Source organism: Hyphomicrobiaceae bacterium (genome assembly GCA_041397645.1).
Taxonomy (GTDB): Bacteria; Pseudomonadota; Alphaproteobacteria; order Rhizobiales; family Hyphomicrobiaceae; genus Hyphomicrobium_B.
The window spans coordinates 2,118,643-2,144,577 of sequence record JAWKWE010000004.1 but is presented as its reverse complement, the minus strand read 5'-3'; the positions used below and the strand labels follow the sequence as shown (position 1 = coordinate 2,144,577).

General features: G+C 60.6%; 29 protein-coding genes. All 29 read left to right on the top strand.

Annotation, left to right across the window (positions count from 1 at the left end; translation table 11 throughout):
* Positions 1 to 194 precede the first annotated feature (194 nt).
* The 29 genes from rpoB (at position 195) to R3D51_09880 (ending at position 25,808) form a co-directional block, all read left to right on the top strand.
* Positions 195 to 4,346, top strand: a complete 4,152-nt coding sequence (rpoB, locus tag R3D51_10020) for a DNA-directed RNA polymerase subunit beta (protein ID MEZ5899819.1) — start codon at positions 195 to 197, stop codon at positions 4,344 to 4,346.
* A 131-nt stretch (positions 4,347 to 4,477) separates the two neighbouring features.
* Positions 4,478 to 8,701, top strand: a complete 4,224-nt coding sequence (gene rpoC / locus R3D51_10015) for a DNA-directed RNA polymerase subunit beta' (protein ID MEZ5899818.1) — start codon at positions 4,478 to 4,480, stop codon at positions 8,699 to 8,701.
* 451 nt (positions 8,702 to 9,152) lie between these two features.
* Complete coding sequence (rpsL, locus tag R3D51_10010) at positions 9,153 to 9,524, top strand: 30S ribosomal protein S12 (protein MEZ5899817.1); 372 nt, start codon at positions 9,153 to 9,155, stop codon at positions 9,522 to 9,524.
* Positions 9,525 to 9,589: 65 nt separating this feature from the next.
* Positions 9,590 to 10,060, top strand: coding sequence for a 30S ribosomal protein S7 (rpsG, locus tag R3D51_10005; GenBank protein MEZ5899816.1), 471 nt, complete (start codon positions 9,590 to 9,592; stop codon positions 10,058 to 10,060).
* Between the two features lie 59 nt (positions 10,061 to 10,119).
* Positions 10,120 to 12,210, top strand: a complete 2,091-nt coding sequence (gene fusA, locus R3D51_10000; protein ID MEZ5899815.1) for an elongation factor G — start codon at positions 10,120 to 10,122, stop codon at positions 12,208 to 12,210.
* A 124-nt stretch (positions 12,211 to 12,334) separates the two neighbouring features.
* Positions 12,335 to 13,543: an elongation factor Tu gene (gene tuf, locus R3D51_09995; GenBank protein ID MEZ5899814.1), complete on the top strand. Its 1,209-nt coding sequence runs from the start codon at positions 12,335 to 12,337 to the stop codon at positions 13,541 to 13,543.
* Positions 13,544 to 13,620: 77 nt separating this feature from the next.
* Complete coding sequence (gene rpsJ, locus R3D51_09990) at positions 13,621 to 13,929, top strand: 30S ribosomal protein S10 (GenBank protein MEZ5899813.1); 309 nt, start codon at positions 13,621 to 13,623, stop codon at positions 13,927 to 13,929.
* A gap of 74 nt (positions 13,930 to 14,003) precedes the next feature.
* A complete protein-coding gene (gene rplC / locus R3D51_09985; GenBank protein ID MEZ5899812.1) occupies positions 14,004 to 14,705 on the top strand; it encodes a 50S ribosomal protein L3 in 702 nt (233 codons plus the stop codon).
* Positions 14,705 to 15,325 carry a 50S ribosomal protein L4 gene (gene rplD / locus R3D51_09980; protein ID MEZ5899811.1) on the top strand — a complete coding sequence of 207 codons (621 nt, stop codon included), beginning with the start codon at positions 14,705 to 14,707 and terminating at the stop codon, positions 15,323 to 15,325. Before rplC ends, rplD begins: the two co-directional genes overlap by 1 nt.
* Positions 15,322 to 15,615, top strand: coding sequence for a 50S ribosomal protein L23 (locus tag R3D51_09975; protein ID MEZ5899810.1), 294 nt, complete (start codon positions 15,322 to 15,324; stop codon positions 15,613 to 15,615). The genes rplD and R3D51_09975 overlap by 4 nt, the downstream gene beginning before the upstream one ends.
* Positions 15,616 to 15,629: 14 nt before the next feature.
* Positions 15,630 to 16,454: a 50S ribosomal protein L2 gene (rplB, locus tag R3D51_09970; GenBank protein MEZ5899809.1), complete on the top strand. Its 825-nt coding sequence runs from the start codon at positions 15,630 to 15,632 to the stop codon at positions 16,452 to 16,454.
* 24 nt (positions 16,455 to 16,478) lie between these two features.
* Positions 16,479 to 16,757, top strand: coding sequence for a 30S ribosomal protein S19 (gene rpsS, locus R3D51_09965; protein MEZ5899808.1), 279 nt, complete (start codon positions 16,479 to 16,481; stop codon positions 16,755 to 16,757).
* Positions 16,757 to 17,197 carry a 50S ribosomal protein L22 gene (gene rplV / locus R3D51_09960; protein MEZ5899807.1) on the top strand — a complete coding sequence of 147 codons (441 nt, stop codon included), beginning with the start codon at positions 16,757 to 16,759 and terminating at the stop codon, positions 17,195 to 17,197. Before rpsS ends, rplV begins: the two co-directional genes overlap by 1 nt.
* Position 17,198: 1 nt before the next feature.
* A complete protein-coding gene (gene rpsC, locus R3D51_09955; protein ID MEZ5899806.1) occupies positions 17,199 to 18,005 on the top strand; it encodes a 30S ribosomal protein S3 in 807 nt (268 codons plus the stop codon).
* A gap of 22 nt (positions 18,006 to 18,027) precedes the next feature.
* Complete coding sequence (gene rplP, locus R3D51_09950) at positions 18,028 to 18,438, top strand: 50S ribosomal protein L16 (GenBank protein MEZ5899805.1); 411 nt, start codon at positions 18,028 to 18,030, stop codon at positions 18,436 to 18,438.
* A 38-nt stretch (positions 18,439 to 18,476) separates the two neighbouring features.
* Positions 18,477 to 18,683: a 50S ribosomal protein L29 gene (gene rpmC / locus R3D51_09945; protein MEZ5899804.1), complete on the top strand. Its 207-nt coding sequence runs from the start codon at positions 18,477 to 18,479 to the stop codon at positions 18,681 to 18,683.
* Between the two features lie 15 nt (positions 18,684 to 18,698).
* The gene (gene rpsQ / locus R3D51_09940; protein ID MEZ5899803.1) at positions 18,699 to 18,935 is read left to right on the top strand and encodes a 30S ribosomal protein S17; all 237 of its coding nucleotides are present in this window, start codon (positions 18,699 to 18,701) and stop codon (positions 18,933 to 18,935) included.
* 188 nt (positions 18,936 to 19,123) lie between these two features.
* Positions 19,124 to 19,492 (top strand): 50S ribosomal protein L14, encoded by a 369-nt coding sequence (rplN, locus tag R3D51_09935; GenBank protein ID MEZ5899802.1) that lies wholly within the window; start codon positions 19,124 to 19,126, stop codon positions 19,490 to 19,492.
* The gene (gene rplX, locus R3D51_09930; protein ID MEZ5899801.1) at positions 19,492 to 19,818 is read left to right on the top strand and encodes a 50S ribosomal protein L24; all 327 of its coding nucleotides are present in this window, start codon (positions 19,492 to 19,494) and stop codon (positions 19,816 to 19,818) included. Before rplN ends, rplX begins: the two co-directional genes overlap by 1 nt.
* 3 nt (positions 19,819 to 19,821) lie before the next feature.
* Entirely contained in the window at positions 19,822 to 20,487 is a 666-nt protein-coding gene (rplE, locus tag R3D51_09925) for a 50S ribosomal protein L5 (protein ID MEZ5899800.1), read from the top strand.
* A 55-nt stretch (positions 20,488 to 20,542) separates the two neighbouring features.
* Positions 20,543 to 20,848, top strand: a complete 306-nt coding sequence (gene rpsN, locus R3D51_09920) for a 30S ribosomal protein S14 (GenBank protein MEZ5899799.1) — start codon at positions 20,543 to 20,545, stop codon at positions 20,846 to 20,848.
* A gap of 12 nt (positions 20,849 to 20,860) precedes the next feature.
* A complete protein-coding gene (gene rpsH / locus R3D51_09915) occupies positions 20,861 to 21,259 on the top strand; it encodes a 30S ribosomal protein S8 (protein ID MEZ5899798.1) in 399 nt (132 codons plus the stop codon).
* Positions 21,260 to 21,327: 68 nt separating this feature from the next.
* Positions 21,328 to 21,870 carry a 50S ribosomal protein L6 gene (gene rplF / locus R3D51_09910; GenBank protein MEZ5899797.1) on the top strand — a complete coding sequence of 181 codons (543 nt, stop codon included), beginning with the start codon at positions 21,328 to 21,330 and terminating at the stop codon, positions 21,868 to 21,870.
* Positions 21,871 to 21,881: 11 nt separating this feature from the next.
* Positions 21,882 to 22,244, top strand: coding sequence for a 50S ribosomal protein L18 (gene rplR, locus R3D51_09905; GenBank protein ID MEZ5899796.1), 363 nt, complete (start codon positions 21,882 to 21,884; stop codon positions 22,242 to 22,244).
* A 16-nt stretch (positions 22,245 to 22,260) separates the two neighbouring features.
* Entirely contained in the window at positions 22,261 to 22,833 is a 573-nt protein-coding gene (gene rpsE / locus R3D51_09900) for a 30S ribosomal protein S5 (GenBank protein ID MEZ5899795.1), read from the top strand.
* A 58-nt stretch (positions 22,834 to 22,891) separates the two neighbouring features.
* The gene (gene rpmD, locus R3D51_09895; GenBank protein ID MEZ5899794.1) at positions 22,892 to 23,083 is read left to right on the top strand and encodes a 50S ribosomal protein L30; all 192 of its coding nucleotides are present in this window, start codon (positions 22,892 to 22,894) and stop codon (positions 23,081 to 23,083) included.
* Between the two features lie 119 nt (positions 23,084 to 23,202).
* Entirely contained in the window at positions 23,203 to 23,754 is a 552-nt protein-coding gene (rplO, locus tag R3D51_09890) for a 50S ribosomal protein L15 (GenBank protein MEZ5899793.1), read from the top strand.
* A 105-nt stretch (positions 23,755 to 23,859) separates the two neighbouring features.
* Positions 23,860 to 25,218, top strand: a complete 1,359-nt coding sequence (secY, locus tag R3D51_09885; protein MEZ5899792.1) for a preprotein translocase subunit SecY — start codon at positions 23,860 to 23,862, stop codon at positions 25,216 to 25,218.
* Positions 25,215 to 25,808: an adenylate kinase gene (locus R3D51_09880; GenBank protein MEZ5899791.1), complete on the top strand. Its 594-nt coding sequence runs from the start codon at positions 25,215 to 25,217 to the stop codon at positions 25,806 to 25,808. Before secY ends, R3D51_09880 begins: the two co-directional genes overlap by 4 nt.
* Positions 25,809 to 25,935 lie beyond the last annotated feature (127 nt).

Below are 25,935 nucleotides of genomic sequence, written 5' to 3'. Positions count from 1 at the left end.
CTCACTTGTGTTCTCCGCGATGCGCATCTTGCTCGCGGGGCAAAAGGAACGTCTTTCCGGAGGGTTCTCTTGGGATCGGAAGTCCCAAAAAGAACCCTCCGGTGAGCCGTTTCAAGAGGCTGATAAGGCCGACGGCATCGAACGACACGATTTGATTGCGGGATTCGCCCGCCAACACGAGCATAGGAGCGGACATGGCTCAGACCCTTCCCAGCCGCAAGCGTATCAGGAAGCAGTTCGGATCTATCGGCGAAGTTGCCGAGATGCCGAACCTCATCGAGGTTCAGAAGGCTTCCTACGACGACTTCCTGATGGTGAAGGAGCCCCCTGGTGGGCGTCCTGATGATTTCGGATTGCAGTCGGTATTCAAAAGCGTATTCCCGATCTCCGACTTCGCCGGCAAGGCGACGCTGGAGTTTGTGCGCTACGAGTTTGAGCCGCCGAAGTTCGACGTCGACGAGTGCATGCAGCGCGATATGACCTACTCCGCGCCGCTGAAGGTGAAGCTGCGCCTGATCGTGTTCGATGTGAACGAGGAGACGGGTTCAAAGTCGATCAAGGACGTGAAGGAGCAGGACGTCTACATGGGCGACATGCCGCTCATGACGTCGAACGGCACCTTCATCATCAACGGCACCGAGCGCGTGATCGTCTCGCAGATGCACCGTTCGCCGGGCGTGTTCTTCGACCACGACCGCGGCAAAACCCATTCTTCGGGCAAATTGTTGTTCGCGGCTCGCATCATTCCCTATCGCGGTTCTTGGCTCGACTTTGAGTTCGATGCGAAGGACATCGTATACGTGCGCATCGACCGTCGCCGCAAGCTGCCGGTGACGACGATGCTGTATGCGCTGGGCCTCGACGACGAGCAGATCCTTTCGCATTTCTACAACCACATCTCGGTCAAGGAATCCAAGCGCGGCTGGAAAATGCCGTACATTGCCGAGAAGTTCCGTGGCTTCACGCCCCAGTCCGACGTCACCGACGCCAAGACGGGCGAAGTCATCGCGCGCTCAGGTGAGAAGATCACCGCGCGCAAGGCGCGTGAGCTTGCCGAGAACGGTTTGAAGGAAATCCTGGTTTCGGCCGAGGATCTTTCGGGCCGCTTCATCGCCGAAGACATTGTTGATCTGGATACCGGCAAGATCTTTGCGGAGGCTGGCGACGAACTCGATGCAAACCTTCTGGCCGAGCTTAAGGAGCAGAAGGTCAAAGAATTCCACGTTCTCGATATCGATTACGTGAACATCGGCGCCTTCATCCGCAACACGCTGCACATCGACAAGAACGCCAATACGCAGGAAGCGTTGATGGACATCTACCGGGTCATGCGCCCGGGCGAGCCGCCGACCATCGAAGCGGCAACCGCGCTGTTCCACGGCCTGTTCTTCGACTCGGAGCGCTACGACCTGTCGGCCGTTGGCCGCGTGAAGATGAACATGCGCCTCGAACTCGATGCGCCCGACACGATGCGCGTGCTGCGCAAGGAAGACATTCTCGCGGTCGTCAAGACCCTTGTCGATTTGCGCGATGGCAAGGGCGATATCGACGACATCGACCATCTGGGCAACCGCCGCGTTCGCTCGGTGGGCGAGCTGATGGAGAACCAGTATCGCGTCGGTCTTCTGCGCATGGAGCGCGCCATCAAGGAGCGCATGAGCTCGGTCGACATCGACACGGTCATGCCGCAGGATTTGATCAACGCGAAGCCGGCGGCTGCCGCCGTGCGTGAGTTCTTTGGATCTTCGCAGCTCTCGCAGTTCATGGACCAGACCAATCCGCTGTCGGAAATCACCCACAAGCGCCGCCTGTCGGCCCTTGGTCCGGGTGGTCTGACGCGCGAGCGCGCGGGCTTTGAAGTGCGCGACGTGCATCCGACCCACTACGGCCGCATCTGCCCCATCGAGACGCCTGAAGGCCCCAACATCGGCCTTATCAACTCGCTGGCGACGTTCGCGCGCGTCAACAAGTACGGCTTCATCGAAAGCCCGTATCGCAAGGTCGTGCACGGCAAGGTCACCGACGAGGTCGTGTATCTCTCCGCCATGGAGGAAATGCGCCACCACGTCGCCCAGGCGAACGCCGAGATCGACGCCAAGGGCAAGTTGACAGGCGAGTTCATCACCTGCCGCTACCAGGGTGACGTTCTTCTCGTGACGCCCGACAAGGTCGATTATATCGACGTGTCGCCCAAACAGCTCGTTTCGGTTGCCGCCGCGTTGATCCCGTTCCTGGAGAACGACGACGCCAACCGCGCGCTCATGGGCTCCAACATGCAGCGTCAGGCCGTTCCGCTCATCAAGGCGGAAGCACCGCTCGTTGGCACGGGCATGGAAGATCGTGTTGCACGCGACTCCGGCGCTGCTATTGCCGCACGCCGCACGGGTGTCGTCGATCAGGTCGATGCAACCCGTATCGTTATCCGTGCAACCGAAGAGACCGACCCGTCGAAGCCGGGCGTAGATATCTACCGTCTGCGCAAATTCCAGCGCTCCAACCAGAACACCTGCATCAACCAGCGCCCGCTGGTGAACGTGGGCGATCAGGTGAAGTCCGGTGAGATCATTGCGGACGGACCCTCGACGGAGTTCGGCGAACTTGCGCTCGGCAAGAACGTGCTCGTCGCGTTCATGCCGTGGATGGGCTACAACTTCGAAGACTCCATCCTCATGAACGAGCGCGTCGTCTCCGAAGACGTGTTCACCTCGATCCACATCGAGGAGTTCGAGGTGATGGCTCGCGACACCAAGCTCGGGCCCGAGGAAATCACGCGCGATATTCCCAACGTTTCGGAAGAGGCGCTCAAAAACCTCGACGAAGCCGGTATCGTGTACATCGGCGCGGAAGTGCATCCTGGCGACATTCTCGTCGGCAAGATCACGCCGAAGGGCGAAAGCCCGATGACGCCAGAAGAGAAGCTGCTGCGCGCCATTTTCGGCGAGAAGGCATCTGACGTGCGCGATACCTCGCTGCGTCTGCCGCCGGGCGTCTCGGGCACCATCGTCGAAGTGCGCGTGTTCAACCGCCACGGCGTCGAAAAAGACGAGCGCGCCATGGCCATTGAGCGCGAGGAGATCGAGCGTCTCGCCAAGGACCGCGACGACGAATTGCAGATCCTCGACCGCAACGTCTATGCTCGTCTCAAGGATGCCCTGATGGGCAAGGAAGTCGCCAAGGGACCGCGTGGTGCGCGCAAGGGTACCACGATCGACGATGTGATCCTGGACGATATTCCGCGCAGCCAATGGTGGGAAATCGGTCTGGCCAACGAGAAGGCCCAGGGCGAGCTTGAGGCCATCCAGAAGCAGTACGAAGAGGCCAAGAAGGGCCTCGAGCGCCGCTTCGTGGATAAGGTCGACAAGCTGCAGCGTGGCGACGAGTTGCCTCCGGGCGTCATGAAGATGGTCAAGGTCTTCGTAGCGGTGAAGCGCAAGATCCAGCCGGGCGACAAGATGGCCGGCCGTCACGGCAACAAGGGCGTCGTGTCGATGATCGTGCCGTCTGAGGACATGCCGTTCCTTGAGGATGGCACGCCCGTAGACGTCGTGCTGAACCCGCTGGGCGTGCCGTCGCGCATGAACGTCGGCCAGATCCTGGAAACGCATATGGGTTGGGCCTGCCGTGGTCTCGGCCGCGCAATCGACGAAGCGCTTCAGAAGTTCCACGAGAGTGGGCAGGGCAAGGCTCTGCGCGACGAGATGACGAGGATCTATGGCGACGAGATCAAGCCGGCGGTCGAAGACGACGAGTTGGCCTCGCTCGCGGAGAACCTGAAGACCGGCGTGCCGATCGCAACGCCCGTGTTTGACGGTGCCCGCGAGAAGGACATTGTCGATATGCTGCAGATGGCAGGTTTCGACTCGTCGGGTCAGGTGACGCTCTACGACGGCCGCACTGGCGAGCCGTTCGATCGCAAGGTGACGGTCGGATACAAGTACGTGCTCAAGCTGCACCATCTTGTCGACGACAAGATCCACGCGCGCTCCATCGGCCCCTACTCGCTCGTCACCCAGCAGCCGCTGGGCGGCAAGGCGCAGTTCGGCGGTCAGCGCTTCGGCGAAATGGAGGTGTGGGCTCTCGAAGCATACGGCGCTGCTTACACGCTGCAGGAGATGCTCACGGTCAAATCGGACGACGTGGCTGGCCGCACCAAAGTCTACGAGGCCATTGTACGTGGCGACGATGCGTTCGAGGCAGGCGTACCAGAGAGCTTCAACGTGCTCGTCAAGGAAATGCGCGCTCTCGGACTCAATGTGGAGTTGATCAACTCCGACGTGCAGGCCGGTCCGGAGGGCGAAGAACTGCCGGAAGAGCCCCAGGCGCAGTTGCCGCCGGCAGCCGAGTAACCAGGTCCATAGCGAGAGCTTCGTGTCCCTGATGATGCGAGGCTCTCGCGACGCGATTGGCGGCGCGAGCCGCGAGACTTTACGGAATTTTCGAGGCCGATGCCCCCATCGGTCTCACGAGGAGAGAGCTGATGAACGAGATTACCAACATCTTCAAGACGCAGGCGCCGCTCCCGACCTTCGATCAGATCAAGATTTCCATCGCCTCGCCCGACGACATCCTGTCGTGGTCGTATGGCGAGATCAAGAAGCCCGAGACGATTAACTACCGCACGTTCAAGCCCGAGCGTGACGGCCTGTTCTGCGCGCGCATCTTCGGACCGATCAAGGACTACGAATGCTTGTGCGGCAAGTACAAGCGCATGAAGTACAAGGGCCTCATCTGCGAAAAGTGCGGCGTTGAGGTGACGCTGGCCAAGGTGCGCCGCGAGCGCATGGGCCACATTGAGCTTGCCGCCCCCGTCGCCCACATCTGGTTCTTGAAGTCGCTGCCCTCGCGCATCGGCCTTCTGCTCGATATGGCGCTGAAGGATCTTGAGCGCGTTCTCTACTTCGAGAACTACATCGTCATCGAGCCGGGCGTGACGCCGTTTTCCGAAAAGCAGCTGCTGACGGAAGAGCAGTACAACCAGGCCATCGACGAGTACGGCGCAGACAGCTTCACCGCCGGCATCGGTGCTGAGGCGATCCGCGAAATTCTCTCGGCTATGGACCTGCCCAAGATTGCTGTCGATCTGCGCCAGGAGATCGCCGAGGCGACGACCGAGTTGAAGCCCAAGAAGCTCGGCAAGCGTCTCAAAGTGATCGAGGCCTTTATCGAGTCCGGCAATCGTCCGGAATGGATGATCCTGACCCAGGTGCCGGTCATTCCGCCGGAGCTACGTCCGTTGGTGCCACTCGATGGCGGCCGCTTTGCGACCTCCGACCTCAACGACCTGTATCGTCGCGTCATCAACCGCAACAATCGTCTGAAGCGGCTGATGGAGCTGCGTGCGCCCGACATCATCATCCGCAACGAGAAGCGTATGCTTCAGGAAGCGGTCGATGCGCTGTTCGATAACGGCCGCCGTGGCCGCGTCATCACCGGCGCCAACAAGCGCCCGCTGAAGTCGCTCGCCGACATGCTGAAGGGCAAGCAGGGTCGTTTCCGTCAGAACCTGCTCGGCAAGCGCGTGGACTACTCGGGCCGTTCGGTCATCGTGGTTGGTCCAGAGCTCAAGCTGCATCAGTGCGGTCTGCCGAAGAAGATGGCGCTGGAGCTGTTCAAGCCCTTCATCTACGCGCGGCTGCAGACTCTCGGCCAAGCCGCCACCGTCAAGCAGGCAAAGAAGCTGGTTGAGAAAGAGAAGCCGGAAGTCTGGGACGTCCTCGACGAGGTCATCCGCGAGCATCCGGTGATGCTGAACCGCGCGCCGACGCTGCATCGCCTTGGCATTCAGGCGTTCGAGCCCACCCTGATCGAGGGTAAGGCCATTCAGCTGCATCCGCTCGTCTGCGCTGCCTTCAACGCCGACTTCGATGGCGACCAGATGGCTGTCCACGTGCCGCTGTCGCTTGAGGCCCAGCTTGAAGCCCGCGTGCTCATGATGTCGACCAACAACATTCTGCATCCGGCCAACGGTCAGCCGATCATCGTGCCCTCGCAGGATATCGTGCTTGGTCTCTACTATCTCTCGCTCATGCGCGATCATGAGCCGGGCGAAGGCATGATGTTTGGCTCGCTCGCCGAGATCCATCACGCGCTGGCTGCCGGTGTCGTGACCCTGCACGCCAAGATCAAGGGCCGTTTCCAGACGGTCGATGACAACGGCGAGCCGGTCACCGAGATCCACGACACGACGCCGGGTCGCCTGATCCTGGGCGAGCTTCTGCCGCGTCAGCCGGGCGTCAAGTTCGCGCTCGTCAACCAGATGCTCACCAAGAAGAACATCTCCGGCATGATCGACGCGGTTTACCGCAACTGCGGTCAGAAGGAGACGGTGATCTTCTGCGATCGCATCATGCAGCTCGGCTTCCATCACGCCTTCAAGGCGGGCATCTCCTTCGGCAAGGATGACATGCTCATCCCCGACACCAAGGAGAAGATCGTCGAGAAGACCAACTCCGAAGTGCGCGACTTCGAGCAGCAATATCAGGATGGTCTGATCACCCAGTTGGAGAAGTACAACAAGGTGGTCGACGCCTGGTCGCGTTGCACCGATCAGATCGCCAAGGAAATGATGGATCGCATTTCGGCGGTTCATAAGGACGCTGCGACCGGACGCGAAAAGCCCATCAACTCGATCTACATGATGAGCCATTCGGGTGCGCGCGGTTCGCCTGCCCAGATGAAGCAGCTTGCCGGTATGCGCGGCCTCATGACCAAACCTTCGGGCGAGATCATCGAGACGCCGATCATCTCCAACTTCAAGGAAGGCTTGTCGGTGCTCGAGTACTTCAACTCGACGCACGGCGCTCGCAAGGGTCTGGCCGACACCGCCTTGAAGACGGCGAACTCAGGCTATCTCACGCGCCGTCTCGTCGACGTGGCGCAGGATGCGATCATCTCGGAAGAGGATTGCGGAACCGATGCCGGCATCAACGTGCAGGCCGTCGTGGACGCCGGTCAGGTCATCGTGTCGCTCGCGGCGCGCGTGCTTGGTCGTACCGCCGCCGAGGACATCAAGCATCCGGTTACCGGCGAGTTGATCATCAAGGATGGCGATCTCATCGAGGAGCGTCATGCCGAGGCGATCGGCAAGGCTGAGATCCAGGAAGTGCGCATTCGCTCCGTTCTGACTTGTGAGACGATCAATGGCGTGTGCGGCAAGTGCTACGGGCGCGATCTGGCGCGTGGTACGCCGGTAAACATCGGCGAGGCTGTCGGCGTTATCGCTGCTCAGTCCATCGGCGAGCCCGGCACGCAGCTCACCATGCGTACGTTCCACATCGGCGGCACGGCAAACTTGGTCGACTCGTCGAGCATCGAGAGCAACTTCAACGGTACGGTGAAGATCAAGAACCGCACCATCGCGAAGGACTCGAAGGGTCAGAATATCTCGACCTCGCGCATCATGTCGGTCCTCATTATCGATCAGACCGGCAAGGAGCTTGCCTCGCACAAGATCGTGTATGGCGCGCGTCTGTTTGTGGACGAAGGCGATACGGTCAAGCGCGGCACCAAGCTGGCGACCTGGGATCCCTATACCCGTCCGATCCTGTCGGAGGCCAACGGTACCGTCGACTTCGAGGATTTGATCGAAGGCGCTTCGGTGCGCGAGCAGACCGACGAGATGAAGGGTACGTCGAACCGGGTCATCGTCGACTGGCGCACCAGCCCGCGCGGCTCCGAACTCAAGCCGGCGATCGTTATCAAGGACTCCAAGGGCAAGCCGATCAAGGTCGCCCGCGGAGGCGATGCGCGCTACCTGCTTTCGGTCGATGCAGTTTTGTCTGTCGATCGCGGCGCGGAGGTTAAGGCAGGCGACGTGCTTGCGCGTATTCCGACGTCCTCGGCCAAGCAGAGCGACATCACGGGCGGTCTGCCGCGCGTGGCGGAACTCTTCGAGGCGCGCCGTCCGAAGGACCACGCGATCCTGGCGGACCTCTCCGGCACGGTCGAGTTCGGCAAGGACTACAAGAACAAGCAGCGCATCACCATCAAGCCTGATGATGAGTCGAAGGATCCGGTCGAATACCTCATTCCGCGAGGCAAGAGCCTTGCCGTGCAGCATGGCGACCGCATCGAGCGTGGTGATTTCGTCTACGACGGCAACCCCGCGCCCCATGACATCCTTGCGATCAAGGGCGTTGAGGAGCTGGCGAACTATCTCATCAACGAGATCCAGGACGTCTATCGTCTGCAGGGCGTGACCATCAACGACAAGCACATCGAGGTGATCGTTCGCCAGATGCTGCAGAAGGTTGAGATCACGGACTCCGGCGAAACCGATCTGATCAAGGGCGAGCAGATCGACCGGATCGAGTTCGACGAGGTCAATGCGGCAGCAGAGAAAGCCGGCAAGCGGCCTGCGAGCGCCAATCCAGTGCTGCTTGGCATCACCAAGGCGTCGCTGCAGACCCGTTCGTTCATCTCGGCAGCCTCCTTCCAGGAAACGACGCGCGTCCTCACCGATGCCGCCGTCAACGGCAAGGCGGATACGCTCGATGGCCTCAAGGAGAACGTCATCGTGGGCCGTCTCATCCCGGCAGGTACGGGCGGTATGCTACGGCGGATTCGCAAGATTGCTCAAAAGCGCGATGAGCTCATCGCCATGGAGCAGGCTAAGTCGAGCTCGTTGTCTGGGCCCGAAGGGTCTGGTGGCGCTCCTGGCGCACGCCGCCGTCGACGTCCGGGAGCGGAAGAGGCCGCTTAAGGGGCAAAACGAACGATGAGAAAACGGACGGCCGCGAACAAGCTTCGCGGCCGTCTTTCGTTAGAATTTTAGCTCGGATTGGTGGTGACTTGGCGCGAAAGACACCACGTCGCAGCCGCTTTTTTCGCTTACAGGCTTCGCTGGCGCAAAATAATTTGAAATCGCGGGTCTCTGAGTGTTGACCAATATGAAACCCGTGTATATAGCTCCCCCACTCTCACGGTAGGCGGTAGGCCCTCTTCGGCGCCCTTTTGGGATGCGACGCCGGCCTAGACGCTACCGTTCACTAAAGCAGAGCACATCGACGGACCATGATCTGTCGTCCTCCGGGCGGCAAGATCCTCTGGTTTTTTCATGCTAGGGGCGCCGTTTGCGCCGCCTGGCAGGGTTGCTTGGCGCATTTCCATAATGGACGCGCCGAAGTTTATGACACGAAGGCAGGATTTGGCGAATGCCGACGATACAACAGTTGATCCGGAAGCCCCGGGAGCAGAAGACCTATCGCGAGAAGTCTCGCCATATGGATGCCTGCCCGCAAAAGCGTGGCGTGTGCACTCGCGTCTATACAACGACGCCGAAGAAGCCCAACTCGGCACTCCGTAAGGTCGCGAAGATCCGCCTGACCAACGGCTATGAGGTCATTGGCTACATCCCGGGTGAGGGTCACAACCTTCAGGAGCATTCCGTGGTTCTCATCCGCGGCGGCCGTGTGAAGGACTTGCCGGGCGTTCGTTATCACATCATCCGCGGCGTGCTCGATACTCAGGGCGTCTCCGCCCGCCGTCAGCGGCGCTCCAAGTACGGCGCTAAGCGGCCGAAGTAAGAATGCAGCCGGGTCGGCTCGTTCGGCCCTGATCGGAAACAGAATTCGAAGCGAAGGACACAAGGATGTCTCGTCGTCACGCGGCGCAAAAGCGGGAAGTGATCCCGGATCCGAAGTTCAACGACCTTGTCGTCACCAAGTTTATGAATGCGGTGATGGAAGACGGCAAGAAGTCGGTTGCCGAGCGCATGGTCTATGGTGCGTTCGACAAGATGGAAGCGAAGGCCAAGGCCAATGCCCTGGAGCTATTCAAGCAGGCGCTCGACAACGTTATGCCGGCTGTCGAAGTCCGCTCGCGCCGCGTAGGTGGTGCCACCTATCAGGTGCCGGTCGAAGTTCGAAACGAGCGCCGTCAGGCGCTAGCGATCCGTTGGATCATTTCCGCGGCACGCTCCCGTAACGAGAACACGATGGTCGACAAGCTCTCAGGTGAGCTTTTGGATGCTGCCAACAATCGCGGCACGGCCGTCAAGAAGCGCGAAGACACGCACAAGATGGCGGAAGCCAACCGTGCGTTCTCGCATTACCGCTGGTAAATGCGCTGGTTGCCAGAGGGCAGCCTGAGCGCAAAGGAAACGGATTATCGAGGCAACTTATGGCCCGCCAATACCCGATTGAGGACTACCGCAATTTCGGCATCATGGCCCACATCGATGCCGGAAAAACCACGACCACTGAGCGGATCCTTTATTACACCGGAAGATCCTACAAGATCGGCGAAGTCCACGACGGCGCCGCAACGATGGACTTCATGGATCAGGAAGCTGAGCGCGGTATTACGATTACGTCGGCCGCGACGACCTGCTTCTGGCCGGGCCGCGATGGCCGCAAGCGCCGCTTGAACATCATCGACACCCCAGGCCACGTCGACTTCACCATTGAAGTCGAGCGTTCGCTGCGCGTGCTCGACGGGGCCGTTTGCGTTCTCGACAGCAACCAGGGCGTCGAGCCGCAGACCGAGACCGTCTGGCGTCAGGGTGACAAGTATAACGTTCCGCGCATCATCTTCGCCAACAAGATGGATAAGATCGGTGCCGACTTCTACATGTGTGTTCAGGACATCAAGGATAAGCTCGGTGCGCGTCCCGTTCCGCTGCAGATCCCGATCGGAGCTGAGTCCGACTTCCAGGGTGTCATCGACCTCATCCGTATGATTGCGATTACCTGGGATGGTGATGGCAAGGACGCCAAGATGGTTGAAGGCGAGATTCCGGCCGACCTGAAAGACAAGGCCGAAGAATATCGCGCCGCCATGATCGAAGCTGCCGTCGAAATGGACGATACTGCGATGGAAGCGTATCTCGAGGGCAACGAGCCCGACGAGGAGACGCTGCGCAAGCTCATCCGCAAGGCTACGATCACCGGTACCTTCTACCCCATGATGTGCGGCTCGGCGTTCAAGAACAAGGGTGTGCAGCCCTTGCTTGACGCGGTCGTAGATTTCCTGCCTGCGCCGTCTGACCGCGAAGCCTACAAGGGCATCGATCCCAAGACGGAAGCTGAGGCTCCGCGCCGTCCTACCGATGCCGATCCGCTTGCCATGATCGCCTTCAAGATCATGAACTTTGAACACGTCGGTTCGATCACGTTCTGCCGTATCTACTCGGGCAAGCTCGAGCAGGGCATGGCGCTCGCGAACACCACGCGCGACAAGAAAGAGCGCGCCGGCCGCATGTATCTCATGCACGCTGCTGACCGCGAGGAAATTAAAGAGGCGTTTGCAGGTGACATCGTCGCTCTGCAAGGCCTGAAGGATACCCGCACGGGCGAGACGCTCTGCGATCCCAACAAGCCTGTCATTCTCGAGAAGATGGATTTCCCTGAGCCCGTCATCGAAATGAAGATCGAGCCAAAGACAAAGGCCGATCAGGAGAAGATGGCGATCGCGCTCAACACGCTGTCGCTTGAGGATCCCTCGTTCCGCGTTTCGGTTCATCCGGAGTCGGGCGAAACCATCCTCAAGGGCATGGGCGAATTGCATCTCGACATCAAGGTCGACATCCTGAAGCGCACCTACGGCGTGGATGCTACCGTTGGTCAGCCGCAGGTTGCCTACCGCGAGACGCTCGCACGCGCGACCGACATCGACTACACGCATAAGAAGCAGACGGGCGGCACGGGTCAGTTCGCGCGCGTCAAGCTGAAGCTCGAGCCCAACGAGACTGGCAAGGGCAATGTGTTTGAGTCCACCATTGTTGGCGGCACGGTGCCCAAGGAATACATCCCGGGTGTCGAAAAAGGCGTCAAGTCGGTTTGGGACAACGGTATCCTCATCGGCTTTCCCATGGTCGATATGAAGGTCAACCTCTACGACGGCGCGTTCCACGAAGTGGACTCGTCCGCGATCGCATTCGAGATCGCGACGCGTGCGGCCATGAAAGAGGGTTGTGAGAAGGCCGGTGTGAAGATCCTCGAACCGATCATGGACGTCGAGGTCGTCACTCCGGGTGATTTCGTCGGTGGCATCATCGGCGATCTGAACTCTCGCCGCGGCCAGGTTCGTGATCAGCAGATGCGCGGCAACGCGACTGTGATCCGTGCTTACGTGCCGCTCGCAAACATGTTCGGCTACATCAATACGCTGCGCTCGATGTCTACGGGCCGTGCGCAGTATTCGATGCAGTTCGCGCATTATTCCGACGTACCCAAGAACGTCGCTGACGAAGTTAAGGCGAAGTACGCCTGACGGAACCACGGATTTCATTTGTCAGGTTCAAATGGCCTGATGCGTGGAGCCCGGAATTGTATTGAGCAGAAATCCCCCGGACCATAATCCGGGGCCGAGTTAGGAAGACGAAGGAGAGCCACCGATGGCCAAAGCAAAATTCGAGCGCACGAAGCCTCACTGCAACGTCGGCACGATCGGCCACGTTGACCATGGCAAGACGACGCTGACCGCAGCTCTGACGAAGGTGTCGGCCGACCGCGGCTGGACCCAGACCGCGATTGCATACGACGAAGTAGCCAAGGCATCTGAAAGCCAGGGCCGCCGCGACCCCACCAAGATTCTGACGATCGCCACCTCGCACGTCGAGTACGCGACACCGAACCGCCACTACGCACACGTCGACTGCCCAGGCCACGCCGACTACGTGAAGAACATGATCACCGGCGCAGCTCAGATGGACGGCGCAATCCTCGTCGTCTCGGCCGTTGACGGCCCGATGCCCCAGACCCGTGAGCACATCCTGCTCGCTCGTCAGGTTGGCGTGCCGCGCATCGTCGTGTTCCTCAACAAGTGCGATATCGTCGAGGACGAAGAGCTTCTCGATCTCGTCGAAATGGAAGTCCGCGAACTTCTTTCCAAGTACAACTTCCCTGGCGACGATACGCCGGTGATCCGCGGCGCCGCCATCAAGGCGCTGAACGGTGAGAAGGGCCCGCTGGCCGACGAAGCCATCGTCAAGCTGTATGAAGCTCTCGACACCTACATCCCGATCCCCGAGCGTCCGAAGGATCAGCCCTTCCTGATGCCGATCGAAGACGTGTTCTCGATCTCGGGTCGCGGTACGGTTGTCACTGGCCGTATCGAGCGCGGCATGATCAAGGTCGGCGAAGAAGTCGAGATCGTCGGTCTGCGCGACACTCAGAAGTCGGTCGTCACCGGCGTCGAAATGTTCCGCAAGCTGCTCGACTCGGGCGAGGCTGGCGACAACGTCGGCTGTCTGCTTCGCGGTATCGACAAGGCTGCCGTCGAGCGCGGTCAGGTGCTCTGCAAGCCCGGCTCCGTGAAACCGCACAAGAAGTTCCAGGCCGAGGCCTACATCCTCAACAAGGAAGAGGGTGGCCGTCATACGCCGTTCTTCAACAACTACCGCCCGCAGTTCTACTTCCGCACGACGGACGTCACGGGCACGGTGAAACTGGCTGAAGGCACCGAAATGGTGATGCCGGGCGACAACGTCTCGATCTCGGTTGAGCTCGTGTCTCCGATCGCCATGGAGGAGAAGGTTCGCTTCGCCATCCGTGAAGGCGGCCGCACCGTCGGCGCCGGCGTCGTCACCAAGATTATCGAGTAGCTCATAGCACGAGGATGCGTGTCGGCCCGCCGGGACGCATCCTTTAGTCTTTTTTCGAGAGTGAAGGCGACGACACCATGCACGGCCAGAACATCCGCATCCGTCTCAAGGCGTTCGATCATCGCATACTTGATGCATCGACCCGCGAGATCGTGAACACGGCGAAACGTACGGGCGCTGAAGTGCGCGGGCCCATCCCGCTTCCGACGCGCATTGAGCGCTTCACCGTGAACCGCTCGCCGCACATCGACAAGAAGAGCCGCGAGCAGTTCGAGATGCGCACTCACAAGCGCTTGCTCGACATCGTCGATCCGACACCGCAGACGGTCGATGCTCTTATGAAGCTCGATCTCGCTGCCGGCGTCGACGTCGAGATCAAACTGTAAAAGAAAACGAAACAGATTTCGGGCCCTCTACTCTGAAACAGTGAGCACGGCCCCAACGATAGGAAGGAATGCTGATGCGTTCCGGTGTACTAGCACAGAAGGTGGGCATGACCCGCATCTTCACGGAAACCGGCGAGCACGTCCCGGTGACCGTGTTGAAGCTCGACAATTTGCAGGTGCTCTCGCACCGGACGGTCGAGAAGAACGGCTATACCGCGCTCCAGCTCGGGGCCGGCACCCGCAAGCCCTCGCGCTTGACCAAGGCTGACCGCGGTCATTTTGCGAAGGCCGAGGTTGAGCCCAAGCGCAAGATTGCAGAGTTTCGTGTCAGTCCTGAGAACCTGATCGAAGTCGGTGCCGAGATCACCGCCGATCATTTCGTCCCAGGGCAGTTCGTCGACGTGACGGGCACGAACCAGGGTAAAGGCTTCCAGGGCGCCATGAAGCGTTGGAACTTCGGCGGTCTGCGCGCAACTCACGGCGTTTCGGTTACGCACCGTGCGCATGGTTCGACCGGCCAGCGCCAGGATCCCGGCAAGGTGTTCAAAGGCAAGAAGATGGCTGGCCACATGGGTGATGAGCGCATCACGACTCAGAACCTCGTTGTCGCCAAAATCGATGTCGCTCGCGGTCTCGTTATGGTGCGTGGCGCGGTGCCGGGTTCCAAGGGCGGCTGGGTGCTGGTGCGCGATGCCGTCAAGAAGCCCACGCCCAAGGATCTGCCAAAGCCCGGCGCATTCAAGCCGCGTGCTGAAGCCAAGAAGGAAGGTGCGTGATGAAGGCAACCGTCACCACGCTCGATGCCGGCTCCGCCGGTGATATCGAACTCGTAGATGCAATTTTCGGCCTCGAGCCGCGTTCGGACTTGATCCACCGCATGGTGCGCTATCAGACCCTGAAGCGCATGGCCGGTACGCATCACGCCCAGGACCGTTCTGAAGTCTCGGTCACGGGCAAGAAGATGTACAAGCAGAAGGGCACCGGTGGTGCTCGTCACGGCGACAAGTCCGCTCCGCAGTTCCGTGGCGGTGGTAAGGCGTTCGGTCCCAAGCCGCGCAGTCACGCCGTTGATATGCCCAAGAAGGTGCGCGCTCTCGCTCTGCGCCATGCGCTCTCCGCGAAGGCGAAGGCAGGTGAGATTGTCGTGCTGGATAAGGCCTCCTCGACGGACGGCAAGACCGGCGCGCTGAAATCGCAGTTCGCAAAGCTTGAGCTGTCAAACGCACTCATCATCGATGGTTCCGAGCTCGAGCCGGCTTTCGCCCGCGCGGCCCGCAACATTCCCAACATCGACGTGCTCCCCGTTCAGGGCATCAACGTCTACGACATTCTGCGTCGTAAGAAGCTGGTGCTGACCAAGGCAGCCGTCGCGGCGCTGGAGGCGCGCTTCAAATGACGAAACGCACCGCCTATGACGTCATCGTCTCGCCGGTCATCACCGAAAAGGCGACGCTCGCTTCGGAAGCCAACCAGGTCATCTTCAAGGTGAACTCGAAGGCGACCAAGCCTGAGATCAAGGCCGCGATCGAGAGCCTGTTCAAGGTGAAGGTCAAAGCCGTCAACACGATCGTCCGCAAGGGCAAGCTCAAGGCCTTCCGGGGCCGTCCGGCGCTGCTCAGCGACACCAAGAGAGCCGTCGTGACGCTCGAAGATGGTCACTCCATCGACGTGACGACCGGTCTCTAAGGAGTTCATGAATTATGGCGCTTAAAACATTCAGCCCGACGTCTCCCGGCCGACGCCATTTGGTGCAGGTCGACAAGAGCCATCTGTGGAAGGGCAGCCCGGTCAAGAAGCTCGTTGAGGGCCTCAACAAGACGGGCGGTCGTAACGCGCACGGGCGGACCACGTCCCGCTTCATTGGCGGTGGCCACAAGCGGAGCTACCGCAAGATCGATTTCCGCCGTAACGGCAAGGCCGATATTCCGGCTGTTGTTGAGCGTCTGGAGTACGATCCCAACCGCACGGCATTCATCGCCCTGATCAAGTATGAGGATGGCACGCTGTCCTACATTCTTGCTCCTCAGCGTCTGGCTGTCGGTGACACGGTCGTGTCTGGCGATAAGGTCGACGTGAAGCCCGGCAACGCGATGCCGCTGTCTTCGATGCCGGTCGGCACGATCGTCCACAACGTCGAGATCAAGCCCGGCAAGGGTGGTCAGCTAGCTCGTTCCGCTGGCGCGTTCGTTCAGCTCGTCGGCCGCGATTCTGGCTGGGCGGTGCTGAAGCTCAACTCGGGCGAGACGCGCAAGGTGCCGGCCGATTGCATGGCGTCGGTTGGCGCGGTGTCGAACCCGGATCACATGAACGCCGTCGTCGGCAAGGCTGGTCGTACTCGCTGGAAGGGTCGCCGTCCGCACAACCGCTCGATCACCATGAACCCGGTCGACCATCCCAACGGTGGCCGTACGAAGGGTGGTAAGCACTGGGCGACGCCGTGGGGCAAACCGACCAAGGGCTTCAAGACCCGCAAGAACAAGCAGACTACGAAATACATCATTCGCGCCCGTCAGAAGACGAAGTAAGCGCGGAACGCAAGGAGAAGCACTTTGACACGCTCAGTCTGGAAAGGTCCGTTTATTGACGGGTACCTCCTGAAAAAGGCGGAAAAGTCTCGGTCGTCTGGTCGTAACGAGGTCATCAAGACCTGGAGCCGGCGATCGACCATTCTTCCCCAGTTCGTCGGCTTGACCTTCGGTGTTCACAACGGCCAGAAGCACATTCCCGTTGCTGTCACCGAGGACATGATCGGCCACAAGTTCGGCGAGTTCGCTCCGACCCGCACATTCCACGGGCACGGTGGCGATAAGAAAGCGGTGAGGAGATAATGGGCAAGCCTTCTCACGAGCGCCGTTTGGCGAACAACGAGGCGCAGGCTGTCGTCAAGTCTTTGCGCATCTCGCCACAGAAGCTGAACCTTGTCGCCGGTCTTATCCGTGGCAAGAAGGTGGATCAGGCCATGGCTGAACTCGAGTTCAGCCAGAAGCGCATTGCGGGCGATGTCCGCAAGTGCGTGATGAGCGCCGTCGCCAATGCCGAGAACAACCACGGGCTCGACGTGAACGAGCTGGTTGTGGCCGAGGCCTATGTCGGCAAGAACCTGACGCTCAAACGTTTCCACGCCCGCGGCCGCGGCCGTGGCGCTGCAATCCTTAAGCCGTTTTCTCAGCTCACCGTTGTCGTCCGCCAGGTCGAAGAAGACGAGGCGCCGAAGAAGAAGGCGAAGGCCAAGCCGGCCGCAAAGAAGTCCGCCAAGGAGGCCAAGTAATATGGGTCAGAAAGTCAATCCCGTTGGCCTGCGCGTCGGCATCAATCGCAACTGGGACAGCCGCTGGTTTGCCCGCACGGGTGAATACGGGAAGCTGCTGCACGAGGATCGCGCGATCCGCGAGCACATCATGAAGGATCAGCGCGAGGCCGGCATCGCCCGCGTGATCATCGAGCGCCCGCACAAGAAGTGCCGCGTGACAGTCCATACCGCGCGCCCCGGCATCTTGATCGGCAAGAAGGGCGACAAGATCGAGCGTCTGCGCTCCGAGCTTGCTCGTTTGACGAACTCGGAAGTGCATCTCAACATCGTTGAGATCCGCAAGCCCGAGATCGACGCGACGCTGATCGCTGAGTCGATCGCTCAGCAGCTGGAGCGTCGCGTTGCATTCCGTCGCGCGATGAAGCGTGCCGTGCAGTCGGCCCTGCGGCTCGGCGCTATCGGCATCCGTATCAACGTTGCGGGCCGTCTGGGCGGTGCTGAAATTGCCCGCACGGAATGGTATCGCGAAGGCCGCGTGCCGCTGCATACGCTGCGCGCCGATATCGACTTCGGCTACGGCCGCGCTGTGACGGCCTATGGCATCATCGGCATCAAGGTTTGGGTCTTCAAGGGCGAGATCATGGAGCATGATCCCATGGCGTCCGAGAAGAAGGCAGCCGAGATGCAGGAGGGCGGCAGCCCTCGTCCGCGTCGTGACGACGGCGAGCGCCGTGAGCGCCGCGGCAACCGTGGTGGTCGCAGCCGTGGTGGCCCTGGCGGGACGTCGGGTGGCGGCGGCGATGTCGGCAACGAAGCCGACGCATAACGAGATTTGAGGCGAGACAACAATGCTGCAACCGAAACGGACAAAGTTCCGCAAGGCCTTCAAGGGCCGCATCCACGGGGCCGCTAAAGGCGGCACCACGCTGGCGTTCGGCGAGGTCGGCTTGAAGGCCATGGAGCCTGAGCGCCTCACGGCTCGCCAGATCGAAGCGGCGCGCCGCGCGATCGCACGCCACACCAAGCGTGCCGGTCGTATGTGGACCCGCGTGTTCCCCGACGTGCCGGTTTCCAAGAAGCCCGCCGAAGTCCGCATGGGCTCGGGCAAGGGCTCGCCGGAACTTTGGGTGGCGCGCGTGAAGCCTGGCCGCATCATCTTCGAGCTGGGTGGCATCAATCAGCAGATCGCCAAGGAAGCGCTCATTCTGGGTGCCGCCAAGCTGCCGATCAAGACACGGGTCGTGATGCGCGTGGGCTAACCCGCAGCATTGCGCAAGAACAGTAGAGGACGAGAACAATGGCAGCCGAGTTCAGCGACATGTCGCTCGATCAGCTCGACGACCAGCTGGTGAAGCTGAAGAAGGAGCAGTTCAACCTGCGCTTTCAGCGGGCTTCCGGCCAGCTTGAAAACACTGCGCGTATCCGGATCATTCGCCGTGACATCGCGCGGGTAAAGACCGCGGCCCGCATGAAGCGTGCCGGCAGCGCCCAAAAGGGCGCGTAAAGGAGCAAGAAGACTATGCCGAAGCGCGTGCTGCATGGTGTTGTGGTTTCCGACAAGAACGACAAAACGATTGTCGTTCAGGTCGAGCGCCGCTACACACATCCGCTGTTCAAGAAAACCGTGCGTCGTACCAAGAAGTATCACGCACACGACGAGGCAAACAAATTCAAGGTTGGCGATAAGGTCCTGATCCAGGAATCGGCGCCCATCTCGAAGAATAAGCGGTGGACCGTCGTTGAAAACGAGGCGTGAGCCGGGTGCCTAGTCACCCGACCTATCGTCCACGAATTTGACGCCACTGTATAAAGACCTTTGAGCCGTCGGAGCGTTGGGAGCCTCATATATTCGAGGTTGGTCCCAAGACCCCGGGAGCGAAAAAGGACCCAAAAGAAGAGCGAGCTGTCAGCCGTGCCTGACAGTGAAAAAGAAGGAATGATGCGATGATCCAGATGGAGAGCAATCTCGACGTCGCCGACAACTCGGGTGCGCGCCGCGTCCAGTGCATCAAGGTGCTGGGCGGTTCCAAGCGTAAGTATGCGACCGTGGGCGATACCATCGTCGTGTCGGTCAAAGAGGCTATTCCGAAGGGTCGCGTCAAGAAGGGCCAAGTCATGAAGGCCGTGATCGTTCGCGTTGCCAAGGGCATTCGCCGCCCCGATGGCTCGCTGATCCGCTTCGACCGCAACGCTGCGGTGCTGGTCAATGCCAACGGCGAACCCGTCGGCACCCGTATCTTCGGACCGGTGACCCGCGAGTTGCGCGCAAAGAACCACATGAAGATCGTCTCGCTCGCCCCGGAGGTGCTGTAATGGCGTCGTTCAAGATCAAAAAAGGCGATAACGTCGTCGTTCTCGCCGGGCGCGACAAAGGCAAGCGCGGCGAGGTCATCGACGTGATGCCGAAGGAGAACCGCGCGCTGGTTCGCGGCATCAATATGGTGCGTCGCCATCAGCGTCAGACGGCCCAGCAGGAAGGCGGCATTATTTCCAAGGAAGGCCCCATCCAGATTTCCAACCTCGCGATTGAGGATCCCAAGGACGGCAAGCCGACGCGCGTTGGCTTCAAGCTCCTGGCCGACGGCAAGAAGGTCCGTGTCGCTAAGCGCTCGGGTGAGCAGATCCCGGAGAAGAACTAAGCCATGGCTGAGAAAGAAAAAGCGCAAAAGGGCGGCAAGCCCCAGGGTGGCGCCCAGGCAAAAGGCGCGAAGAAGGCTGCAGCCGCTCCCAAGGAAGCGCGCGTAGCTGCGCCGCGCCCGAAGGATTATAAGCCGCGCCTCAAGTCGCATTACGAAACGGTCGTGCGCGACGCTCTGATGCAGAAGTTCGGCTACGCCAACGTCATGCAAATCCCAAAGATTGAGAAAATCGTTCTCAATATGGGCGTGGGCGATGCCGTCAATGATCGCAAGAAGGTCGACAACGCGGTTGCTGAACTGGCCTTGATCGCCGGTCAGCGTCCTGTCGTTACCCGTGCCCGCAAGGCCATCGCGACCTACAAGCTGCGCGAAGGCATGGCGATTGGCACCAAGGTTACGCTGCGCGGCGACCGCATGTATGAGTTCCTGGACCGCCTGGTGACGATCGCGCTGCCGCGCGTGAAGGACTTCCGCGGCCTGAACCCGAAGAGCTTTGACGGACGCGGCAATTACGCAACCGGCCTCAAGGAACACATCGTGTTCCCCGAGATCGATTACGACAAGGTCGATAACGTCCTGGGTCTCGACGTGATCGTCTGCACGTCGGCAAACACTGATGACGAAGCCCGCGAGTTGCTCAAGGGCTTTAACTTCCCGTTCCGCAGCTAGAGGACCTCGGGCCAGCTGAAAGCGGCCGTCCCGAAAGGCCTTTGGAGGAGATTATATGGCTAAGACCAGTTCGATTGAAAAGAACAAGCGCCGTCGCAAGATGGCCGAGCAGCAGGCGCCCAAGCGCAAGCGGCTCAAAGAACTCGCCAAGGACATGACGAAGACCGCGGAAGAGCGTTTCGCGGCCCGTCTGAAGCTGGCCGAAATGCCTCGTAACGGCGCCGCGGTTCGCATTCGCAACCGTTGCGAGATCACTGGCCGCGCGCGCGGCAATTACCGCAAGCTCAGAATGTGCCGCAACCAGCTGCGCGAACTCGCCAGCCAGGGCCGCATCCCGGGCATGGTCAAATCGAGCTGGTAAGGAGAGCGCGCAATGGCAATGAACGATCCGTTGGGCGATATGCTCACCCGTATCCGCAACGCGCAGATGCGCCGTCGTCCGAAGGTGTCGACGCCGGCATCCAACCTGCGCGGCCGCGTTCTCGACGTGCTGCAGGACGAGGGCTACATCCGCGGCTACACCCGCGTTGAGATGAAGGGCGAAATCCCGCAGTTTGAAATCGAGCTGAAGTACTACAACGGCCAGCCGGCGATCCGCGAAATCGAGCGTATCTCCAAGCCTGGCCGCCGGGTCTATTCGCCGGTCAAGAACATTCCGACCGTCGCCAACGGTCTCGGTGTCTCCATTCTCTCGACGCCCAAGGGCGTTATGTCGGATGCGAAGGCGCGTGAGGCCAACGTTGGTGGCGAGGTCATCTGCAACATCTTCTAATCGCGAAAGGGCCGGTCGGGGTTATCGACACACACTCGCCGGACTGAAGAAAAAAGGTTCATTGACCCATGTCGCGCATCGGTAAAAAACCCGTTCCCGTACCGTCGAATGTGACGGCGACGGTGGCCGGTCAGAACGTCAAGATGAAAGGCCCCAAGGGCGAGCTTTCGTTCAGCGTTCCTGAGGAGCTCAAGGTTGAATCGACGAAGGAGGGCGTCCTCGTTTCGTTGATCGAGGATACCAAGCCGGCTCGCTCCATGTGGGGCATGTCGCGCACCCAGATCGCCAACCTCATCAAGGGCGTGACGGATGGCTACAGCCAGGAGCTGGAAATTCACGGCGTCGGCTTCAAGGCGCAGATGAAGGGCAAGAACGAGATCGTGCTCTCCGTCGGCTACAGCCATGACGTCGTGCTCGACATTCCCGCTGGCGTCGACGTCAAGGTTGGCGGACCCAAGCAGGACCAGGTGACGGTTTCGGGTATCGACAAGCAGGCGGTCGGCCAGATGGCCGCCGAGATCCGTGCGTCGCGCAAGCCTGAGCCCTACCAGGGCAAGGGCGTGCGCTACAAGGGCGAGTACATCTTCCGCAAGGAAGGCAAGAAGAAATAAGGACGGCGACCATGGCCAATTCCAAAGAAAAGTTTGTGAAGCGCCGGGCCCGTGTGCGCCGCAGCGTGAAGAAGTATTCGAGCGGGCGTCCGCGCCTTTCGATCCATCGTTCGTCTGCGCACATCTACGCGCAGGTGATCGACGACGCCAAGGGCACCACGCTCGCGGCGGCATCGACGATGGACAAAGAGCTCAAGGGCTCGCTCAAGTCCGGGGCGAACAAGGACGCAGCTGCTGCTGTTGGCAAGCTGGTCGCGGAGCGGGCTGTGAAGGCCGGCGTCAGCGAAGTCGTGTTCGACCGCGGTGGTTTTCTGTTTCATGGCCGCGTCAAGGCGCTGGCCGATGCCGCCCGCGAGGGCGGTCTGAAGTTCTAATGGAGAGGATTTAAACGTGGCACGTGGACCTCAAAGAGAGCGCGGCCGTGACCGCGAGGAGCGCGATAGCGAGTTCACCGACAAGCTGGTGCACATCAATCGTGTCGCCAAGGTTGTGAAGGGCGGTAAGCGCTTCGGTTTCGCCGCACTCGTCGTGGTAGGCGATCTGAAGGGCCGCGTCGGGTTCGGTCATGGCAAGGCGCGCGAAGTGCCTGAGGCTATCCGCAAGGCGACGGAAGGCGCAAAGCGCAACCTGCTTCGCGTTCCCCTGCGCGATGCCCGCACGCTGCACCATGACAGCGTCGGTCGTCACGGTTCGGGTAAGGTGGTCGTTCGCTCGGCACCGGCAGGTACCGGTATCATCGCCGGCGGTGCGATGCGCGCCGTGTTCGAGATGCTCGGCGTGCATGACGTCGTTGCGAAGTCGCTGGGCTCGACCAACCCCTATAACGTCGTGCGCGCCACGTTCGATGCGCTGAAGGCGCAGGAAAATCCGCGTGCGGTCGCAGCCCGCCGCAACAAGAAGGTTTCGGACATCGTTTCGCGCCGCCGTGACGGATCGGCTGCGGACGTAAGCGCCGAGGCCTGAGACGAGACTTGAAGCCCCTTTTTGCGAGGGGCTTCACATTTGCTTTCGAGGTAACCACATGGCCAGCAATAAGACGATTACGATCGAGCAGATCCGCAGCCCGAACCGCCGCCCAGAGCGCCAGACGCAGACGCTCGTCGGCCTGGGGCTGAACAAGCTCGGCCGTCGCGCTACCCTTGAGGACACGCCTGCAATGCGCGGCATGCTCAAGAAGGTTTCGCATCTCGTGCGGGTCGTAGAGGACAAGTAATTTCGCTCGGCGCTTGCCCTATAGGGTCACGCCAGGCAGCTTAAGGACACGAAACTATTGGGCATCCAACGCCCGGCCTCAGCGGCCTGTTGGTGCCACGAAAGAAGGAGCGTAGCCCAATGCGGCTCAACGGCATTAAAGACAACGCGGGCTCTCGCAAGTTCCGCACCCGCATCGGCCGCGGCATCGGCTCCGGTCTGGGCAAGATGGGTGGCCGCGGCGGAAAGGGCCAGACGGCTCGCTCCGGCGTTGCAATCGGCGGTTTCGAAGGCGGCCAGATGCCGCTTCATCGTCGCTTGCCCAAGCGCGGCTTCAACAAGTGGCGCCCGGCTGACTACAACGAGATCAACGTCGGCGCTCTGCAGCAGGCGATTGAGGAAAAGCGCGTCGACGCGGGACAGCCGGTCGATGTGGCTTCACTGGTTTCCGCTGGCGTTCTGCGCCGTCCGAAGGATGGCCTGCGCCTGCTTGGCGACGGTGAAATCAAGACGAAGGTTTCCATCACGGTCAACCACGCTACGGCTAAGGCCAAGGCTGCGATCGAGAAAGCCGGCGGCAGCGTGACGATCATTCCCGTCAAGGTGCTGGAAGCCGACGAGAAGAAGCGCGCCAAGTCGGCCGCTAAGAAGGCGGCAGCGGGTAAGAAGCCCGCAGGCGCCAAGGACGAATAAGGTCCGACGGGAGGTCCGCCATGTTGCTGTGGGCCTTCCGCGTTCCATCCTTGAAACGAGATCTGGACCCGCGCACCAGCTGCGCTCGGTCAGGAGAATAACACGATGGTTTCCGCTGCCGAGCAGCTTGCCGCAAATCTCAACCTCGGAGCCTTCTCGAAGGCCGAGGATCTGAAGAAGCGCATCTGGTTCACGCTCGCTGCGCTCGTCGTCTACCGGCTGGGCACATATATCCCGCTGCCGGGTATCAATATTGCCGCTTATGCTGCTTCTTTCGCGCAGCAGTCGCACGGCATCCTCGGAATGTTCAATACGCTAGGCGGTGGTGCGCTCGGTCGCATGGCCATCTTTGCCTTGAACATCATGCCCTACATCTCCGCCTCGATCATCATGCAGCTGATGAGCTCGATCAATCCGAAGCTCGAAGCGCTGAAGAAAGAGGGTGAGGCCGGCCGTAAGCAGATCAACCAGTACACGCGCTACCTGACGGTCGTGCTCGCGGCGTTCCAAGCTTACGGTATTTCTGTTGGGCTTGAAGGTTCGCACAATGCGGCTGGCAGCGTCGTCATTGAGCCCGGCTGGTTCTTCCGCGCCACCACCGTGATCACGCTGGTCGGCGGTACCATGTTCCTGATGTGGCTTGGAGAGCAGATCACCCAACGCGGCGTCGGCAACGGTACTTCGCTCATCATATTCGCCGGCATCGTCGCGGGCTTGCCCGGCGCGCTCGTCCAGCTCTTCGAACTGTCGAAAACGGGTTCGATCAGCCCCGCACTGCTCGTTGGCTTCCTGGTGCTTGCGCTTGGTGTCGTGGCAGCGATCGTATTCTTCGAGCGCGCACAGCGCAGGCTGCTGGTCCAGTATCCCAAGCGCCAGGTTGGCAACAAGATGTTCCAGGGCGAGGCTTCGCATCTTCCGCTGAAGCTGAATTCGTCGGGCGTTATCCCGCCGATCTTCGCCTCCTCGTTGCTGCTGCTGCCGATTACCGTCGCACAGTTCACTGCCGGTCAGGGTCCTGAGTGGCTGAACAACATCGTGGCGTCGCTGGGCACCGGCCAACCTTTGCACATGGCGGTCTACGCCGCGCTCATCATCTTCTTCGCGTTCTTCTACACGGCGGTTGTCATCAACCCGAAGGACACGGCAGATAACTTGCGCAAGTACGGCGGCTTCATCCCTGGCATCCGCCCCGGCGAGAAGACCGCCGAATACATCGACTACATCCTGACCCGGATTACCCTGATCGGCGCTCTCTATCTTGCTGCGGTCTGCGTGCTGCCCGAGTTCCTGACCGGATATGCCGGCATTCCGCTCTACTTCGGCGGTACCTCGCTTCTGATCGCGGTCAGCGTTACGATGGACACCGTGGCTCAGATCCAGAGCCATTTGATTGCCCAGCAATACGAAGGCCTCATCAAGAAGGCCAAGCTCAAGGGCGCATCCTCAGCAAAGGGGCGGCGATGAATTTAATTCTACTGGGACCTCCAGGCGCAGGCAAAGGGACGCAGTCGGAGGTGCTCTGCAAGAAGCTTGGCATTCCTCAACTTTCGACCGGAGACATGCTTCGGGCAGCCGTGAAGGCGGGGACGCCGGTCGGTATGAAGGCCAAGGAGATTATGGCGGCCGGAGGTTTGGTGCCGGATGAGGTCGTCGTCGGGATTATTGCCGACCGCATCGCCGAGCCCGATTGCGCCAAGGGATTCATTTTGGACGGCTTTCCACGCACGCTGCCGCAGGCGGCAGCGCTCGATAAGCTATTGAAGTCGAAAAACAAAAAGCTGGATTGCGTGGTCGAGCTCAAGGTCGATGATACAATTCTGGTCGATCGTATCGAGAACCGCGCCCGCGAGACGCTGGCAGCTGGCGGTACGGTCCGGGCCGACGATAATGCCGAGGCGCTGAAGACGCGCCTTATGGCCTACTACCGCGAGACGGCGCCCCTCACCGGGTACTACTTCGCCCACGAACTGTTAAGGACCGTGGACGGTATGGCGCCAATCGACGACGTAACCCGCCAGATCGACGGGGTTTTGGCGGCGGTTGGGAAGGCCTGAAAGGCCGACCCACCGGATTGACGGATCAAGGTTTGCGCGATAGAAACCACTGGAATTTCTAGCGCAGGCCAGATGAAATCCGGACCGGGGCGAAAGCTCGGGCCCGGAACGTTGTGCATTTGGACGG

Bases quoted from the DNA above. Each gene is read 5' to 3' on its own strand.
- rpoB (MEZ5899819.1), top strand. From the start codon at position 195: ATGGCTCAGACCCTTCCCAGCCGCAAGCGTATCAGGAAGCAGTTCGGA.
- rpoC (MEZ5899818.1), top strand. From the start codon at position 4,478: ATGAACGAGATTACCAACATCTTCAAGACGCAGGCGCCGCTCCCGACC.
- rpsL (MEZ5899817.1), top strand. From the start codon at position 9,153: ATGCCGACGATACAACAGTTGATCCGGAAGCCCCGGGAGCAGAAGACC.
- rpsG (MEZ5899816.1), top strand. From the start codon at position 9,590: ATGTCTCGTCGTCACGCGGCGCAAAAGCGGGAAGTGATCCCGGATCCG.
- fusA (MEZ5899815.1), top strand. From the start codon at position 10,120: ATGGCCCGCCAATACCCGATTGAGGACTACCGCAATTTCGGCATCATG.
- tuf (MEZ5899814.1), top strand. From the start codon at position 12,335: ATGGCCAAAGCAAAATTCGAGCGCACGAAGCCTCACTGCAACGTCGGC.
- rpsJ (MEZ5899813.1), top strand. From the start codon at position 13,621: ATGCACGGCCAGAACATCCGCATCCGTCTCAAGGCGTTCGATCATCGC.
- rplC (MEZ5899812.1), top strand. From the start codon at position 14,004: ATGCGTTCCGGTGTACTAGCACAGAAGGTGGGCATGACCCGCATCTTC.
- rplD (MEZ5899811.1), top strand. From the start codon at position 14,705: ATGAAGGCAACCGTCACCACGCTCGATGCCGGCTCCGCCGGTGATATC.
- R3D51_09975 (MEZ5899810.1), top strand. From the start codon at position 15,322: ATGACGAAACGCACCGCCTATGACGTCATCGTCTCGCCGGTCATCACC.
- rplB (MEZ5899809.1), top strand. From the start codon at position 15,630: ATGGCGCTTAAAACATTCAGCCCGACGTCTCCCGGCCGACGCCATTTG.
- rplV (MEZ5899807.1), top strand. From the start codon at position 16,757: ATGGGCAAGCCTTCTCACGAGCGCCGTTTGGCGAACAACGAGGCGCAG.
- rpsC (MEZ5899806.1), top strand. From the start codon at position 17,199: ATGGGTCAGAAAGTCAATCCCGTTGGCCTGCGCGTCGGCATCAATCGC.
- rplP (MEZ5899805.1), top strand. From the start codon at position 18,028: ATGCTGCAACCGAAACGGACAAAGTTCCGCAAGGCCTTCAAGGGCCGC.
- rpmC (MEZ5899804.1), top strand. From the start codon at position 18,477: ATGGCAGCCGAGTTCAGCGACATGTCGCTCGATCAGCTCGACGACCAG.
- rpsQ (MEZ5899803.1), top strand. From the start codon at position 18,699: ATGCCGAAGCGCGTGCTGCATGGTGTTGTGGTTTCCGACAAGAACGAC.
- rplN (MEZ5899802.1), top strand. From the start codon at position 19,124: ATGATCCAGATGGAGAGCAATCTCGACGTCGCCGACAACTCGGGTGCG.
- rplX (MEZ5899801.1), top strand. From the start codon at position 19,492: ATGGCGTCGTTCAAGATCAAAAAAGGCGATAACGTCGTCGTTCTCGCC.
- rplE (MEZ5899800.1), top strand. From the start codon at position 19,822: ATGGCTGAGAAAGAAAAAGCGCAAAAGGGCGGCAAGCCCCAGGGTGGC.
- rpsN (MEZ5899799.1), top strand. From the start codon at position 20,543: ATGGCTAAGACCAGTTCGATTGAAAAGAACAAGCGCCGTCGCAAGATG.
- rpsH (MEZ5899798.1), top strand. From the start codon at position 20,861: ATGGCAATGAACGATCCGTTGGGCGATATGCTCACCCGTATCCGCAAC.
- rplF (MEZ5899797.1), top strand. From the start codon at position 21,328: ATGTCGCGCATCGGTAAAAAACCCGTTCCCGTACCGTCGAATGTGACG.
- rplR (MEZ5899796.1), top strand. From the start codon at position 21,882: ATGGCCAATTCCAAAGAAAAGTTTGTGAAGCGCCGGGCCCGTGTGCGC.
- rpmD (MEZ5899794.1), top strand. From the start codon at position 22,892: ATGGCCAGCAATAAGACGATTACGATCGAGCAGATCCGCAGCCCGAAC.
- rplO (MEZ5899793.1), top strand. From the start codon at position 23,203: ATGCGGCTCAACGGCATTAAAGACAACGCGGGCTCTCGCAAGTTCCGC.
- secY (MEZ5899792.1), top strand. From the start codon at position 23,860: ATGGTTTCCGCTGCCGAGCAGCTTGCCGCAAATCTCAACCTCGGAGCC.
- R3D51_09880 (MEZ5899791.1), top strand. From the start codon at position 25,215: ATGAATTTAATTCTACTGGGACCTCCAGGCGCAGGCAAAGGGACGCAG.